Raw genomic sequence first — 16,213 nt, 5'->3', positions numbered from 1 at the left:
TTACATCTTTGAGCTCCAGAACGGAGTTTGGGTTAACTTTTTGTTTATAATCATTAACGCCGGGTCTATCGGCCAATAATATTTGCCTGCATCGAAGTCGCCTTTGTTCATCTTGTCATCGCCGAATTTAATAGTGCCGGTTTTTCTGCCAAGCCTAACCAAGTCGTAAAAACGATGTCCTTCCAGAAATAGTTCTCTTCCACGCTCGTTTATAATGGCGTCAAACAAGTTGGCATTATCGCCATTCCAGGCACCCGCACCTGCTATGCCCCTTACTTCATTGAGTATGGCCCTGGATTGATCAAACTGGTTTAATGCTGCAAGTGCTTCTGCCTTTAAAAGCTTTATATCTGCAAGCCTGAAAATGATGATGTTATTATGGGCTACCGGAATAATTACGTTTTGTCCGTTAACATAGGTGATATTCGAATACTTGATACAGATCGGGTCTGTTGAATTGGTCAGCGCAAAGGCTTTGGAATACCGTTTATCGTTAAGATCATCGAAAAGATTCTTTAACGTAGTGGTATTGAGTGAAAAAACAGCATTTCCGGTATTAGTTGTTAAATAAGGGCTTTTTAACGTGTAATTTGCTATGTTAGCTACATTGCCTTCATTTTCACCACTTTGGGCAATCTCAAAAATGCCCTCATTAGATTTACCTTTGTATATGTCAAGGTAACTATCCCTGTTTACATACTGATAAAAGTTTTGGTCGATAATCTTGCTGGTTGTCAAATTACAGTTTTGGTAATCGCCCTGCCAGGCATAAATATGTGCCAGAAGGGCGTAAGCTGAACCTTTATTTGCTCTTACGGCTCTATTTGCCGGGTTCGCATAATCCCAGTTCAAAAGGCTTATTGCCATGTTAACATCACTTAAGCATTGTGCTAAAACTTCAGCTGCCTTATTGCGTGGAATATCTACGGCATCTGCAATCGCTCCGGTTTGTGTAACCAGGGGAACATCTCCCCAAATTCTGGTCATGTAGAAATAATTGAATGCCCTTAAAAAATAGGCTTCGCCCAAGAGATTATTTTTTGATGTAGGAGAAGAAAATTTATCATCTGGTATTGTCGGGATAAATTTGAGACATCTATTGGCTTGGTCTATGGCGCTATAGAAGCTGTCATATCTTCTCATTTGCATCATTGGATCTCCTGTTTCTGCAGTAGCAACAGCTATGGACCAATTGATCGCAGCAATGTTGTCGAAACGATAAGAATTCGCAGAAGAGAATTCATCAGTAGGCAGGTCTCCGTAGGCATAAAAAGCAAGTCCATTTGCCTTATTCAAGGTTTTTCTCAATAGTGCGTAACCTCCTGCTATACCCTTGTCTGCATCGTTCTCATTTTTCCAAAAGGTAATATCTGTAGAGGTGCTAATGGGTTTTTCATCAAGAAACTTTTTGCATGAAGTGGCCATGCTCAATCCGATTGCACAGCATATATATATTGCTAATCTTTTCATCGTAGTAATGTTTAAAATGTTAAATCAATGCCAAATGTGTACTTTTTGGGAATGGGATAGTCGTTTCCGCCAGAATACCCATCTACTCCAACCGCTTCCGGATCAGGTACAGTGGATTTGGACCATACTTTTACATTATCCATTACACCGTAAAATCTAATCATGCTCATGCCTAGTTTTTTGGTGAGTTTTTGAGGCAAGGCATAGCCCAAGCGGATATTTTTGATGCGTAAGAAACTTGCGTCCTCTACGTACATGCTCTGGCCTATATGCCATTTGTCTACTGTATTGGTAATCAGTCCTGGGTATTTGGCAATATCTCCCGGTTTGGACCAGAAATCCGAAACATTAAAGTTTGATGCAGGTCCTGATCTTGGCCCCCAGTAGAAGTATGGATTAGAAGTTCCTGCATCCTGAAACTTATCTGAGAGGTAGCCATTACGCAGGCTTCGGCCAGAAATGAAAGTAACCAGCACATCAAGAGAAAAGCCTTTGTATGAAAATGAATTGTTCATACCGCCTGTAATGTCTGGATTTGGATTTCCATAAGATACATAATCATTATAATCGATATTGTAATCCCCGTTCTGATCTGCCCTTGCCGGATCACCTGCACTGTATTGTGCCCCCCGAAGTGCGTAATCCGTTTGCCTGTTTTCGGGTCTACAGGAACATCTGCGTCCGTTGAATAAATTCCTTTCACGTCCCAGACCTTATAGGTGAACAATGGTTCGCCAACGCTCAGGGTCTGTTGTAGCCAAGGCGGTCCGAAAGTGAAATCTCTTCCCCCGTTTGGCAGTTTGGTAATATAATTATCGTTATAAGCGATATTGAAATTGGTTGTCCACTGAAACTTTGACTTTGGCCCAAAATTTCTCGTGGTTAAAGTTAACTCAATACCCGAATTACGGAGATCAACAAAATTGTTTGAGATCTGAGAATAACCAGTAGTAAGTGGTACGGCAACCTGAAATACCTTACTTTTAGAATCCCTTACGTAGTAATCGGCTGTTAAGGTTATTCTGTCCTTAAGCAGTCCCATGTCGATTCCCGCGTTGAACTGCGGACTTCTTTCCCAGCTGATCGAACTTGCTGATGCTGCTCCATAATAATCCGGGTATAATACTGGTGTCCCATTATAGGTATTCTGAAAGCCACCTACACCATTTGCCAATACTGATGTTGGATAACCTGCATCTCCTATTAACGATTGGTACTGGGCATAATAAGCGCCGGGATCATTTCCGGTTACGCCATAACTGGCCCTAAACTTTAAGTAGGAAACAATATTCTTCAGTGGTGAGAAGAAATGCTCTTCAGATGCATTCCAGCCTGCTGAAACTGAAGGGAAGGAGCCCCAACGGCTGTCAGCACTATACCTTGAAGAGGCATCGGCACGGTATACTGCCTGAAAAAGATATTTTCCTTTGTAATCATAAACAAAACTTCCCATCCAAGATAAGCGCGAGCGCTCCTGGATATCGTTACTTACATACAAATTTGGACCAGCAGCAATTCCCGTAACGGTTTTTACCGCATCCGAATTTCCTATACTTGAGCTATAAGTATTGTTGAGTATGTTTTTTTCCATTCCCTGTAGCAGGACGATGTTAAAATTATGTCCGCTTTTCAATGACTTATAGTAGTTTAATGTGTTCTCCAATTCCCAACGGTTGGTTTGGTAGATATATCCGTAAGCTTCATTCTGGCCGCTGGAACTTAAAAGATTTGGTTTAAAATAGCTTCTGGTATTATTGTTTATATTGTACGATATCGTGCTTTTTAAGTTTAAACCAGGTATAATAGTATATTGGGCCATTGTGTTACCATTCAAACTGGTGGTTTTGTCATCGTCTCTAAGTTCATCATATCTGCCGGTATATAACGCCTGTTCAGTTGGGCCAATGCTCCAAAAAGATGATGGGAAACCCCAGGTTGTGAAGGGGTATTTGTTTTGGTCGCCTTGACCGTGCTTGGCTTTGGTCAGGCCGACAAATAGATTGGTCTGGATCAGCAATTTTTCAGTAGGAGATACCTGGAAGAACAGGCTAGGGGTAATCCTGTTGATATCATAACCTTTCATTACCCCTTCCTCAAAGTAACGGTTGAAAGAGAATCTATAAGAATATTTATCCGTTGCCCCCGATATGCTTGCATCAATATTGCTGATATTTCCCGTTTGGAGAAATAACCCCTGCCAGTCTGTATTGTTGTTGAAAGCAGTATTTAAACTGTCGGTTAACATCATATTCAGATTTTTGAGCAGGTCGTATGATGCATTGCCCCCATAGAGTAAATCCATTTTCAGTCTTCTCTCCGCAGTACCGGTTTGGATTGGTTTCAGTGCCGGTTTGTTCGCAATACCGAAATAGCTTGATATCCTGATCTGTGGTGGAGCGCCAATAACTGCACGCTTTGTTTTTACAATAATAACGCCGTTTGCCGCCCTGGCACCATAAACTGCTGAAGCAGATGCATCCTTAAGTACATCGACAGATTCGATGTCGTTGGGGTTTATTGCCTGTAATGGACTGCTTCCATAGGCCGACCCAATATCATTGACATCATAAATCACACCATCGATAACGTATAAGGGCGAACTGCTTTGGCCTAAGTTTACATTACTTGCACCACGGATGTTGACGATGTTGTTCCCTCCGGGTTCGCCCGAAGTACTCAAGACTGTCAGGCCTGCAACCCTTCCCTGCAGCATGGCATCAAATGTAGAGTAAGGCGTATTTTCAAAATCTTTTCCTTTTACAGAAGATATAGCACCAGCTGTTTTTTTCTCTGGATATTCTGATAGCCTATGGCAACCACCTCATCCAAAGAGTTGTTATCTTCCGCAAGCTCAATATTAATGCTTGTCTGGCCTGCAGCAGAAACTTCTTTTGACTTATAGCCAACAATGCTTACCGTCAACATTGATGAGCCTTCTTTTAAGGTCAGCGAGAAGTTTCCCTTTGTATCCGAAGAGGTACCGTTTGTTGTGCCCTTTTGTTTAATAGATGCCCCGGGTAAAGGCTGGTTTTTTCCATCAGTTACTGTTCCGGTAACTTTGGTTTGTGCGAAGCTAAGAAAGGGTACCATGAGGAATATGATGATGCCCAGGAACTTACTCCGCCCTAAAGTAAGGTTTGATTTCATTAGTTTATTGGTTAGTTTAAACGTTGTGGTAACGTTTATAAATTTACCCATTAATGATTTGATTGTAATGAATATTTTACCCTATTCGAATCATTTTTTAACCAGTTTAAAGTAGAATAAATCTTCTCTCGTTGTTACCTTATCATCTGATTTAAGCTTTTCTATTATTTATGGATACCAGATATTATTGAATGTATTTCTAATAAAAAAACTCCTTATTTCTTTAAAGGAATAAGGAGTTTTTTGTCTTTAGTGATTATTCTACCGTCCATTCATGTACGCCAGTTGCTTGTTCTGGCGGAAGCCTTATTTCCATCCTTAAAGCAGAGGTACTTACCTGTTTGAATTTTACAACATTCCATTTATCCTTACTGATCTCATAAGGAGATATTGATTCTACAGGGATCCACAGTTCGCCTTTCTTGTAAAGTAACCTGTAAGAGGCTGGAATTCGACAGCCACCCCAGGGACCATCATCATACCAGTAAACTTTAGATTCGCTGACAGTCTGCTCCGATTCAAAATTATATTGCAGAAATTCGTCGGTGTTTTTTGCGGGCCACCAGTGCAGGTAGGGGAAATTTGTATCTTTTGAATTGGCAGGTTCGTACTGATCTTTGATTGCCGAGAACATTCTCTTGTTTTTTAACGAGCCTGATACCTGACTTCTGCTTGCTATGGTTGGTGCAGGCTTTGGCATGGCCGCTGATTGCTCATAAGGTATCCATACTGTCATTTCGCTTGGCCCCCTGTTTGCCCAGGCATAATACGGTATGGCCTTAACATCCTGAGCGGTTACCAAAAGGCTGTCGCTCTTTATTTGCCGTTTTGTGCTTTGGCCTTTAATATCGATTACTCCTACACCATCAAGAAGGTTTTGCTCATAATGAGAAGAGGCAATTGCATTCTTACCGATCATAATATTCTGTACCAGGCTGTCTTTATTGTCTGGGCCTTCAAGGCAGTAAACAACAGGTCCGCGTTGTAATACAAAACGTGAAGCATCGTCTTTAACGTTTTTGTTAGCGATCACTTTGTCGGTTTCCATGGGTAGGTTTAAGAAAATTTTATCGCCTTTTTCCCATTTTCTGGTTAAAACAGCATAGCCTTTTTCTGTAATAAATGATGTGACCTCCCCATTGATTGAAATCTTTACAGGAGTTGTTTTTTTATCCATAAATGAATAAAGATTTCCTGGCGAGGCCTCTTGGGCTGCCCAGCCCGGAATCCGGATTCTTAGGGTAAAAACAGCAGTTTTTTCCGGGTTGATATTGATGGTTACCTCTCCTTTCCAGGGATAGTCTGTAGTCTGTGTGATTTCTACCCCCGTGGTGGCAAGGGAAATTTTACTGGTGTTGCTCATAAACAGGTTTATATACAGGTCGTTTTTATCCTGTGCATACACATAACCTGGCAGAGAAGGTAAAAAGCGGGCCATATTACTAATGCAACATGCGCAACTGATCCACGCGCTCCGCTGATGTTGAAACATGGATGCCAATGGGTTTGGATAAAAGAAACGATCGCCACTTAACGAAACGCCAGATAATAATCCATTATATAATGTTCTTTCCAATACGTCAACGTATTTAGAATCCCCATGCAGCAGGAACATTCTTTCATTCCAGTAAACATTTCCAATAGCGGCACAGGTTTCGGCATATGCAGACATATTTGGTAATTGGTAAGCTTCTCCGAAAGCTTCACCAGCTCCTGTAGCACCAATACCTCCGGTAATATATAATTTTTTATTTACTACGTCTCCCCAAATATCATCAATAGCAGACAGGTATTTTGTATCTCCGGTAAGCGCAGCAATATCTGCCATTCCTGTATACATATAGGCTGCCCTCACGGCATGGCCAACAGCTGTATGCTGATCGGTAACTTTTTCATGTGCCTGATTATATTCATCTCCTTTCGGACCCCTCACGTCCAGGAAGAACTTTGCGAGGTCCAGATATTTTTGATTACCGGTAACACGGTACATTTTGGATAGCCCGATCTCTACAATCTGGTGGCCCGGGTATTCTTCTGTTTTTCCGGGACCAAAGGTTTTTACCAAAAGGTTTGCATTTCTAATGGCAATGTTTAATAGTGTCTTTTTACCGGTTGCCTGATAATGGGCCACTGCGGCCTCATAAAGATGTCCAGCATTATAAAGCTCATGACTTAATATCTCTTCCTTCTCCCAACGTTTAGCTCCGATCCATTCATGCGGTTTTTTTGCATTCACCGTCCTGAAAGTGAATAAATATCCATCGGGTTCTTGTGCCCCGCCGATTATGCTGATAAGCGTATCAATATAAGCTTCAAGTTTTGGATTTGCTTTATTCTGAATGGAATAAGATGCGCCCTCAATTGCTTTATATACATCGGTATCATCAAACGGAAATTCACTCATCTTATCTCCACTCATTTTTTTCCTGCCCTTAGAAAATTATCCATTCTGCCATTTGCTTTACATTGTGCAATTACATAGGGGATAGTTACTTTTGCATTGATCTCCATTTTTGGCTGCCAAAAGTTATCCTCTACATGAACCTTTGTAAACGCTACGGGCTTGATCGGATAATCTTTCTTTTGCGCAAACGTATTGAATGCCAATGAGATTAATAATGTGCAAAATAGGATTAGCTGATTTATTTTATTCTTCATACTTATCTGGTTATTTAAGGATTTTGTGTTCATTATATAAACCTGACTATTCAAAATAGTATATAAGCTGATTAGCTTTTCGGTTATATTTAGAATCACACGAAGCTAGCGCATTTGAAAATAAAAGTCTAAGTGTTTTTTTGCAGGTCGTAGCAAGATTTTACCTCAATCTTGGGTGTATGAGAACATTCTATTGCTCTGATATACCAATATATGACCCTGAATCTTTGTGGTAATAAGAGCTAGTTTCTGTATAGAATAATTTGAAATTTTTTGTTTATTACAGGCCTGCCAGATTCCAAGATCTCTCCATTTAGCTGCGCTACAGTCGAGATGACAACCATTCTATTACATACTCTCCTGTGGAGCTATTTTATTTTGCCACGATTACATTCGCTCCGCCTGGTAAAAGTTTTAGTTTTAATTGTTTTGTCTTATTTAATTTCAGCTGTTTTATTTGAGGTGAACGGTCGCCGGCATCTGAGTATAAGGTAACTTCAGTACCTGATAACATTGGAAGCGAAATGTCGATTGTTTTCTCCGTAGTTTCAGCATTTATAGCGGCAATATACCAGGCATCGCCATGGCGACGTGCCAATACACAATATTTTCCAGGATATCCATCAAGGAAAACAGTATTGTCCCAGGTTGTTGGCACATTTTTCATAAAATCGATCACGTGAGGCGCAACATCGCTGAGGTTATTTGGGGTGATGCCAAAATTCTGCACTGGATTCTGGAAAAGAATAGCGGTTGCCAATTGGAAAGTTTCTGTTGTTTTTCTGATTGTTCCTCCGTCATTTTTCTTGTTATGGCGCTTATTTAAAAGAACGGGGCCGAAATCCATTGAGCCGATAGCATTTCGGATAAAGGGGTGAAGGCTGGCATTGAAAGCTTCGTTATCATTGGCATGTTGCCCAAATATCAGGTTCTCGGATGCCAATACCGCCTCGCTTCCAGCATAATTAGGGTACATTCTTTCCCAACCTCTGGGTATTGTACAGCCATGGAAGATTACCGTTAAACCAAAAGTGTTGGCATCAGCTAAAATATCTTCATACAGTTTCATGGTTTCCTGTTTGTCGCCACCAAAGAAATCTACCTTAATTCCTTTCACCCCAATCTGCTGCATCCACGCCATTTCCTGTTTTCTTGCAGAGGCGGTATTCATTTTATATTTAGGACTTTGTGGCGCATCGTTCCAAAAACCATTGGAGTTATACCACAAGGCAATGCCAACCTTTTTGTCTTTGCCATAGGCAACCAGTTCCTCGATTTTTTCCGTCCGATCTTTGTGTCCCACCAGTTATCAATCAGTACAAACTCATAACCCATGGCCGCAGAAAGATCAATAAACTTTTTCTGATCCTCGAAATTAATACTTTCATCTTGCCATAACAGCCAGCTCCAGGTAGACCGGCCAAAGGTATAGTTTTTCGATGCGGCATACTGCGGCGCTACAACATCGAATGGAACAGTAGTTTCAACAATCGGTTTAAGTGTACGTCCGACAGTAATGGTACGCCAGGGTGTATTGCCTGGTAATGATATCGTTGGATTTGCACTACCGATGCCATTGTTTTCTCCCTTCTCCGGGAAAGCAATTTTGTAATGACCATCTTTAGTGCCTTCGCTTAGCCTGGAACCACAGTATAGCGAATTTACGCCCGTTTCTGAAAGTAATACCCAGCCTTCATTCCCTAAATGGAAAAGGGCGGGAAAAGTATAACCTATGCCATATTTTGAAGGGACGCCCATGGCCTGATCAGGATTATATTCTTCTTCGTAGCTAGGCTTGGTTTTCATCCAGCCTATCATGGGGGTAGCCTGCGGGGTTAAAAACGTAGTGGTATTTGCCGGGAATTTGTATCCGCTCAATTCTTCTTCAATTACAAAGGTTGCGGCTTCACCGGTCTGAGGAACCTGATATCTAAAGGCAATATCGTTATTGCTCACGCGAAATACTACTTCAATCTGGTTCTTTTTGGTATTCTCAAATTTGCAGATGAGCTCATTTGCCTGGTAGCTTACACTACTGATCTTGATTTTTGGTTCATTGTAACGCTCATCGATTCGTCGTAATTGCTTACCGGTTAGCTTGAGACCGGAAGATAAGTCCATCTGGCTTCCGCGAAGTCCCAGAGGAGATCGCTCAATCATTTCTTTTCCCCGTAGTACTACATTGTAATAAAGTTTACCCTCGTTTAAATATAATTTAACCATTAATTTCTGATCTGGACTTGTAACGTTCAGGTCTTGGGCAAAAGATAAAACGTGGCTGGTAACCAATGCCATTACCAGTAAAATGCCTTTAAAATAATTCATAGCTAAAGATTTGTGGAGTAATTTTGGGATATTCATCACAACGGAATAAGCTTATTTGGTATAGATTTATCTGATCAGTTTCGAAAGCGAAAATTAGGCAATATTTTTAAATGTTATGGTAACGTTTATTATTTTTTTCCCATTTTCTTTTTCTTCTGTACCAGTAGTTGAACAAAACTGTTGCTGCCACTAAGCTCCGGTAGTTTTTTATTCTCAAAATCCTCAAAGTTATTTTGCTTAACTAAGATCCTGTTTAAATTTTTACAGCAAATATTACCTAGCCTTTGGCTATCATCCTGAACGATAATTTATATATAAAATACAGATGGATAAAGAAGGTGAATGGTCTAGAAGTATCATTCGACCGCAGTGGAGAACCCGAAGGTTCTGCGAAGCAAAATCTTTTAAATTTGATTTCAATAAATAGTACAAAGATCTCTCCACTTCGCGTTGCTCCGGTCGAGATGACGACCATCCTATTGGTGTCTGTTGATGGTAGCGTAATGGATTGCTTTCATTAATTTGTTGAAATGGTCTTCGACTACGCTCAGACTGACATGCGAATTAATTTTATTTAATTTTTAAACACGTTCTAAAATAAATAACTGAATAGGATTAGATTAACCAATTTTCCGTTTTATAACTTTAAAACAATTTTTGTAGTCAATCCTTAGAACGATTAAAAATAGAATAAAACAATTCGAAATTAGCAATTAACTCAAAGGCCCCACGACCAACAGTTTTATCAATCCGGATTTACTTTTTTATCATCTTCCACCAGTCTAAACTGAATATTCCCTCTTTAAATACCAGGAATAGGTCGTGCTTGCCCTTTACCTCATTAAGCGTACAGGAGATTGTTTCCCATTTGGTATCTTTACTTTTTATGGGAAGTGTTCCGATTAACCTGCCATTTTGATCATCAATTCTGATTTCCAGCTTTCCTCCGCCAGTAATGGAAGTTAAACTGGCTTCAAACTTTTTAGCACCACTTTTAAAGTCCACACCTTTAATTTTGATGAAAGCACCTGGCTGTTTATTGGTGGTGAAAATACGCCCGTTTACAGCGTCTTTTTCTGCTTTAATACCTTCAGACCAGCTTATGGTTTCAGCTTCGGTACGTTTGAAAGGACTTAAATTACCGATTTGTTTCACTCCGGTTTCCGACCACCATGGCATCTCCTGGATTGTACCATCCTGGTTGTAGCTGAGTTCTTCCACACAAACCGAGCGTCTTTCATGATGTTTATCGGTGATCATAAAATTTAACCGGAAATTAAAACCAAACAAATATGATTTACCCTTGTAATCAATAATTCCAGGGTGATTTCCTGAAGATTTTTCATTTGGTTTCATCAGGTAACCCTTATAGTCCCAGGGGCCGGTTGCATTTTTGCTCATTGCGTAAGCAATCCCTTCGGGGCAACAAGTAGAGGCATAGGCGAGATAGTAGTGGTCGTGACGTTTATAAGTCCACGGACCTTCCTGGTAGTGGTAAGCATCAGCTTTGGTTTGCCCTTTTTCTTTACCTACATCTTTTACTTTAACGATTTCCCCTGAATAGGAGATCATGTCTTTATTTAACTTTACATACCAGAGGTTTGGATTACCCCAATACAGATAGGCTTGTCCGTTATCATCAATAAACACAGAGGGATCAATGTCATTCCACAGATGGTCATCATCAATAAGCCTTTTTCCTATAGGATCTTTGAATGGGCCATAAGGACTGTCTGCTACCAAGACCCCAATGCCACTTCCCTGTACCGGACAATACAGGTAGAATTTTCCATTACGCTCAATACATTGAGGTGCCCAGGCTCCGTTATCCTGCTTTCCCCAGGTGAAGTTTTTCAGAGATGCAATAGCGCCGTGGTCTGTCCAGTTTACCATATCTGTTGAAGTATAAAGAAGCCAATCCTTCATCAGGAATTTACCCATTCCAGGACCCGCATTATCTTCATCATGGGAGGTGTACAGGTATACGGTATCTTTATATACCATTGGTGCCGGATCGGCCGTAAATTTAGTCTGTATGATAGGATTTTGGGCTAAAGTGCCCAGCGTTACGAAACTTAAAAGTAAGCTTGCGCCTATTCTGAATTTCTTTACCATTTTTATATGTGTTATTTTCATTTAGTTTTATTTTAAGGGCTGATGTGGATTTTCCTATCCATAATTCCATTTAATTTGCTTAGTTCCTGATAAAGAAACCGCAGTTAAACATCTTAATGTGAGCGCCACAGCGCTGGAACCTGAGGTGATTAATAACCTGCCATTAGCGGATCAAACGCCAGGAGTCAAAATTAAACAGCTCATTGCCCTCACCTTTGAATACCAAATACAGGTCATGTACACCAGTGATCCGGTCTGTTTTACACAGCTGGGCTTTCCAATCCTGAGTATTTTTGGTTGATTTTACTTCCAGTTTTCCCAGTAGCTTACCGCTTAAGCTATCTGCCCGAAGTTCTATATTTCCTTTTGAGGATAGGGAGGCTACTGTTGCTTCAAACTTCGTAGCGCCTTTGCCAAAATCTACACTGCGGATTTTGATGTAATCCCCATTGTCAATATTGGATACATAAATAGCCCCTGTTAAGCTGTCCTTGGCGGTTTTTACACCTTCTGACCATGCTATGGTTTCGGCTTCAACACGGGTAAAAGGATCTAAGTTTGAGGCGCTTTTCAGTACGCCTGTTTTTGTGCGGTTAATTCTCGGAATAGATCCATCAGGGTTAAAACTGAATGGTTCGATACAAACCGAACGTTTGAAGCCCCCACCCCCAGGTAAAGCCCCGTCATGATAAAATAAATAAGACTGGCCTTTGAAATCGATATAGCCGGGGTGATTGGTGAATGCACCACGATCTTCGATCACTTTCATAATCGTATCCCCATATATCCAAGGGCCTGTTGGGCCTTTGCTGGTAGAATAAGCCAAATGTTCAGGAACGCCTCCAGCCGGATAAATCAGGTAATATTTGCTTTTCCGCTTAAAGAACCATGGTCCTTCCTCATATTCCGATGGTCTTTTTTCCGAATCTTTTTCCTCGCACTAAAGCTCTGCTTGTTTAGCGGCACTTTCACGATTCCGATTTTTTCATCATAAGAGACCATATCTTTATTCAGTTTTACATAATATAATTGAGGATTGCCCCAATAGAGATAAGCCTGCCCGTCATCATCGATAAAAACAGTTGGATCAATGTAACCAAAGCCTGAAAGCAATGGCTTGCCTATTGCATCTTTAAAGCCTGCTGTAGGCGTGTCTGAAATGGCAACACCAATGGCGTTCCCGCCATTTTTTTGGTTAACGGGTAAGTAATAGTAAAATTTCCCATCCCTGAATATGCACTGGCCTGCCCATGCATCACCGCGCGACCAGCTAAAATCTTTATAGGATAAAATTGCTCCATGATCAGTCCAGTTAACCATATCCTTTGAAGAATAACACCGCCAATCGTTCATGGTGAAAAAGTTTTTCACCGTAACATCTTCATCATGCGAAGTATATAGATAAACGGTTCCATTGTGTACCATTGGTGCCGGGTCAGCTGTATAATAGGTCTGAACGATTGGGTTCTGGGCAAAACTTGCCAATACTGACAGCAGGCCCGTAAAAAGTGATATCCCAAATATTTTTTTTTGCATTTTTTGATGTTATTTTAATAGGGAAAGCATTGTTTTAGCATAACGCTCGCCAAGCATGCGGTAGCCTTGTGCATTGAAATGTAGATTATCTGCAGCATCGGTACAGCCAGCTGATGATATGATGTGTGCATTAGGAATTGTTTCTGGCAAGCTTGCAATAATTTTATTCATCGAAGCGCATATCCCTCCTTGATCCGCATTAACTACCTCGCCGGCGAGGAGGGGTGTGGATGCCGGATTTAAATTCAAATCCCTGATTAGGTTCTCATAAACTGCCTTCACTTTTTTTGGCCATTCCTGATCGCCGGTGTTGGATTCACCTTGGTGCATCAGAATACCTTTGATAACGCCGGATTGCTGGGCAACTTTGGCTAACTCCACTAAACGGCCATACGGATTTCCGCCGTATTCGTTTAAGGCTGTCTTCATCCATTCTGGCGCAGTGGCCGTATAGGTTTGATAATTATCTTTATCAAATAACTCAATTTTGCAACCTCCAACTGCTACATTGATGATACCAATTCTTACATCTTTGGGAAGTGAATCCAGAAGGGTTCTTCCGAAATAGTCCATTGGCGTTAAGCCGGTTTTGCATCGACACAAAGGTGGTTTAGCCGTGTACCAATTTCCTTTCTTTCTACCTAACTCCGGGCAGTCAACTGCCTGCAGAACGCTGAATCTGTTATTTACTGTTGTATCCTGAGGTTCGAAAGGAGCATTTCCTTCCATATTAGATTGACCGAAGCTCAGGAAAACATATAATTTAGGTTTCTGAGCGTATGATTTTTCGCTATTGCACAACAAGGATGCAAGCAACAAGGCAATTCCGAAGCATTTGCTGTAGGTTTTAGGTTTGGTAAATTTTAGCGCAACGTTATTCAGGTTGGTGCCTATCGTTTTCATCGAATACGCTATCGAATGTTTTAGTCCTTTTGTAATGATTTGTTTCATATTAATTTCCATCGTTTAACCTGAAGCTAAAATATTAAATGCTTCAGATTGGAACTAGCATTTTTCATCATAAAAAAAGCTCATTTGGGCAAAATTTATCGGCCAGCCTGATACCTGCGATAAACTAATTTTGGCAATTGAATAACAGATTATAAGCAGAAGCATTAAAAAAAGCGGGCGTTATACCTGTTTTATAATTTTATAATCAACATTTCTGCTATCATATTATTCAAAGTTTCTATCCTAAATTCTTCTTTTAACATAGTTTTATCTTTTGCCTCACCTATATTTTTCGAATCTGTTTATCCGAAAAATTGCGGCAAAATTTTAACCAAATAAATCTATGCTTGGAGCACTCTTCTTATGTAACTGGTGTTGTATTGCCTGTAGATGGAGGCAATTCGATAGGATTTTAAACCTATCTAAATCATGGTGCTTCCTGAATAGGATAAATTTTTCTGTAATCGTATTTAACTAAAAATGAATAATAATGAATCCAAAAATTAAAAGCCAATCTATTTTGGCCGTTGCGCTAATTGCTGCTTTAGGTAGCTCGTGTCAGGAAAGAAGCAAGAACTCAGAAAAAACTGAAGCTGCAAAAACTGAAGCAAAACACTACCTTTCTGAACCGCTGGTGAAGGAAATTTATACTGCAGACCCTTCTGCACATGTGTTTAACGGGAAAATTTACATCTATCCATCTCATGATATTGAATCGGGTATAAAGGAAAATGATAACGGTGATCATTTTGATATGAAGGATTATCGGATTCTTAGTATGGACAGTATAGGAGGTAAGGTTACTATTCATGATACCGCACTCTCTGTAAGTGATATTCCATGGGCGGGCAGGCAATTATGGGCACCGGATGCGGCCTATAAAAATGGCACCTACTATCTCTATTTTCCTGTGAAGGATAAAAATGATGTCTTCAGGATTGGAGTGGCAACATCTAAAGATCCAGCCGGACCATTCAAAGCAGCTAAAGAGCCAATTGAAGGTAGTTTTAGTATCGATCCGGCGGTTTTTACGGATACTGACGGCAGCAGTTACATGTATTTTGGTGGAATCTGGGGCGGACAGCTTCAACGCTGGAAAGACGGAAAATATGATCCGAATGGTTCTAAAACCGATTCCGAAAAGGAAAATGAACCTGCTTTAACTGCAAAAGTTGTAAAACTAAGTAAGGATATGACCACTTTTGACGGGAAAGTAAAAGATGTTGTAATCTTAGATCAGCAAGGCAAACCGCTTCTTACCAAGGATCATGACCGTAGATTCTTTGAAGGCGCCTGGATGCACAAATATAACGGGAAGTATTATTTTACTTATTCAACAGGCGACACTCATTTTCTCGCATCTGCAATATCGGATAATCCGTGGGGTCCCTTTAAATATCAGGGCACTTTCATGACTCCTGTTGAGGGCTGGACTACTCATCATTCCATTGTTGAAATCAAAGGTAAGTGGTATATCTTTTATCATGATACACAACTCTCGGGAAAAACACATTTAAGAAACGTGAAAGTAACTGAACTTAATCACCTTAAAGATGGTACAATTGAGCTGATAAAACCCAATAAAGATTAAGTTAGCAAGTAAGAATTAGGTTAAACCTTTCTAAAAAGAAAGCACTGGTATTACAAAACCAGGTTTTTTTGAATTTTTATCTTCCGAGGCTGTATCATAACTTGTAATTCATTTTGAATTTGTCACGTTGAGCCTGTCGAAACGCCTTGTAAGGCATTTAAAACAGGTCCTTCGACAGGCTCAGGATGACAATTCTATGTTTATGAGACAGTCTCTAAAGATTATCAAAATGTTCATTGTATTATCAAAGGTATTTCAACAGACTATCTTAAAAGATTCCAATAAAAAAATCGTCATTGCTGAGAAACGAAGCAATCTTAATGCTCACGCTAGTAGCGATCGTTGTAAGATTGCTTCGTCGGCTGAAAAAGCCTTTTCGCAATGACGATTTATTGGGGAGATCTACAATATTAAATTCTC

The 16,213-nt window shown here is 40.3% G+C and carries 12 protein-coding genes and 1 pseudogene; 1 reads left to right on the top strand and 12 read right to left on the bottom strand.

Annotated features, from left to right (window positions below):
* The 12 genes and pseudogenes from ACQ86H_RS22960 to ACQ86H_RS22905 all read right to left on the bottom strand — a co-directional run bounded on the left by ACQ86H_RS22960 (position 1) and on the right by ACQ86H_RS22905 (position 14,202).
* Positions 1 to 1,470 (bottom strand): RagB/SusD family nutrient uptake outer membrane protein, encoded by a 1,470-nt coding sequence (locus tag ACQ86H_RS22960; protein WP_431292621.1) that lies wholly within the window; start codon positions 1,468 to 1,470, stop codon positions 1 to 3.
* Positions 1,471 to 1,481: 11 nt separating this feature from the next.
* On the bottom strand, positions 1,482 to 1,985 hold the full coding sequence (locus ACQ86H_RS22955; RefSeq protein ID WP_431292620.1) for a hypothetical protein: 504 nt from the start codon (positions 1,983 to 1,985) through the stop codon (positions 1,482 to 1,484).
* On the bottom strand, positions 1,982 to 4,240 hold the full coding sequence (locus ACQ86H_RS22950) for a SusC/RagA family TonB-linked outer membrane protein (RefSeq protein WP_431295459.1): 2,259 nt from the start codon (positions 4,238 to 4,240) through the stop codon (positions 1,982 to 1,984). The genes ACQ86H_RS22955 and ACQ86H_RS22950 overlap by 4 nt, the downstream gene beginning before the upstream one ends.
* Complete coding sequence (locus ACQ86H_RS22945; RefSeq protein WP_431292619.1) at positions 4,228 to 4,668, bottom strand: carboxypeptidase-like regulatory domain-containing protein; 441 nt, start codon at positions 4,666 to 4,668, stop codon at positions 4,228 to 4,230. Before ACQ86H_RS22945 ends, ACQ86H_RS22950 begins: the two co-directional genes overlap by 13 nt.
* A 205-nt stretch (positions 4,669 to 4,873) precedes the next feature.
* Complete coding sequence (locus ACQ86H_RS22940) at positions 4,874 to 7,036, bottom strand: glycoside hydrolase family 127 protein (RefSeq protein WP_431292618.1); 2,163 nt, start codon at positions 7,034 to 7,036, stop codon at positions 4,874 to 4,876.
* Positions 7,033 to 7,275 carry a hypothetical protein gene (locus ACQ86H_RS22935; protein ID WP_431292617.1) on the bottom strand — a complete coding sequence of 81 codons (243 nt, stop codon included), beginning with the start codon at positions 7,273 to 7,275 and terminating at the stop codon, positions 7,033 to 7,035. The genes ACQ86H_RS22940 and ACQ86H_RS22935 overlap by 4 nt, the downstream gene beginning before the upstream one ends.
* Positions 7,276 to 7,648: 373 nt before the next feature.
* Positions 7,649 to 8,503: a glycoside hydrolase family 97 catalytic domain-containing protein gene (locus ACQ86H_RS22930; RefSeq protein ID WP_431292616.1), complete on the bottom strand. Its 855-nt coding sequence runs from the start codon at positions 8,501 to 8,503 to the stop codon at positions 7,649 to 7,651.
* Positions 8,443 to 9,600 carry a glycoside hydrolase family 97 N-terminal domain-containing protein gene (locus tag ACQ86H_RS22925; protein ID WP_431292615.1) on the bottom strand — a complete coding sequence of 386 codons (1,158 nt, stop codon included), beginning with the start codon at positions 9,598 to 9,600 and terminating at the stop codon, positions 8,443 to 8,445. The genes ACQ86H_RS22930 and ACQ86H_RS22925 overlap by 61 nt, the downstream gene beginning before the upstream one ends.
* Positions 9,601 to 10,356: 756 nt before the next feature.
* Positions 10,357 to 11,736, bottom strand: coding sequence for a glycoside hydrolase family 43 protein (locus tag ACQ86H_RS22920; RefSeq protein ID WP_431292614.1), 1,380 nt, complete (start codon positions 11,734 to 11,736; stop codon positions 10,357 to 10,359).
* Between the two features lie 142 nt (positions 11,737 to 11,878).
* Positions 11,879 to 12,577, bottom strand: a pseudogene (locus tag ACQ86H_RS22915) (carbohydrate-binding protein); the annotation flags it as partial.
* The gene (locus tag ACQ86H_RS22910) at positions 12,571 to 13,140 is read right to left on the bottom strand and encodes a family 43 glycosylhydrolase (protein WP_431295458.1); all 570 of its coding nucleotides are present in this window, start codon (positions 13,138 to 13,140) and stop codon (positions 12,571 to 12,573) included. The gene ACQ86H_RS22910 and the pseudogene ACQ86H_RS22915, both read right to left, overlap by 7 nt.
* A 120-nt stretch (positions 13,141 to 13,260) precedes the next feature.
* Positions 13,261 to 14,202, bottom strand: a complete 942-nt coding sequence (locus tag ACQ86H_RS22905; protein WP_431292613.1) for a sialate O-acetylesterase — start codon at positions 14,200 to 14,202, stop codon at positions 13,261 to 13,263.
* A 490-nt stretch (positions 14,203 to 14,692) separates the two neighbouring features.
* Here ACQ86H_RS22905 and ACQ86H_RS22900 point away from each other — a divergent pair, with 490 nt between their 5' ends.
* Positions 14,693 to 15,793: a glycoside hydrolase family 43 protein gene (locus tag ACQ86H_RS22900; RefSeq protein ID WP_431292612.1), complete on the top strand. Its 1,101-nt coding sequence runs from the start codon at positions 14,693 to 14,695 to the stop codon at positions 15,791 to 15,793.
* Positions 15,794 to 16,213: the final 420 nt, after the last annotated feature.

The sequence above is a fragment of the Pedobacter sp. P26 genome, from assembly GCF_050632135.1.
Taxonomy (GTDB): Bacteria; Bacteroidota; Bacteroidia; order Sphingobacteriales; family Sphingobacteriaceae; genus Pedobacter.
This window is presented reverse-complemented; position numbering and strand designations above follow the sequence as displayed.

What these genes read in the sequence shown, in the direction of transcription:
- ACQ86H_RS22960 (WP_431292621.1), bottom strand. Translation starts at nt 1,470, where the DNA reads ATGAAAAGATTAGCAATATATATATGCTGTGCAATCGGATTGAGCATG.
- ACQ86H_RS22955 (WP_431292620.1), bottom strand. Translation starts at nt 1,985, where the DNA reads ATGAACAATTCATTTTCATACAAAGGCTTTTCTCTTGATGTGCTGGTT.
- ACQ86H_RS22945 (WP_431292619.1), bottom strand. Translation starts at nt 4,668, where the DNA reads ATGGGTAAATTTATAAACGTTACCACAACGTTTAAACTAACCAATAAA.
- ACQ86H_RS22940 (WP_431292618.1), bottom strand. Translation starts at nt 7,036, where the DNA reads ATGAGTGGAGATAAGATGAGTGAATTTCCGTTTGATGATACCGATGTA.
- ACQ86H_RS22935 (WP_431292617.1), bottom strand. Translation starts at nt 7,275, where the DNA reads ATGAAGAATAAAATAAATCAGCTAATCCTATTTTGCACATTATTAATC.
- ACQ86H_RS22925 (WP_431292615.1), bottom strand. Translation starts at nt 9,600, where the DNA reads ATGAATTATTTTAAAGGCATTTTACTGGTAATGGCATTGGTTACCAGC.
- ACQ86H_RS22920 (WP_431292614.1), bottom strand. Translation starts at nt 11,736, where the DNA reads ATGAAAATAACACATATAAAAATGGTAAAGAAATTCAGAATAGGCGCA.
- ACQ86H_RS22910 (WP_431295458.1), bottom strand. Translation starts at nt 13,140, where the DNA reads ATGGTACACAATGGAACCGTTTATCTATATACTTCGCATGATGAAGAT.
- ACQ86H_RS22905 (WP_431292613.1), bottom strand. Translation starts at nt 14,202, where the DNA reads ATGAAACAAATCATTACAAAAGGACTAAAACATTCGATAGCGTATTCG.
- ACQ86H_RS22900 (WP_431292612.1), top strand. Translation starts at nt 14,693, where the DNA reads ATGAATCCAAAAATTAAAAGCCAATCTATTTTGGCCGTTGCGCTAATT.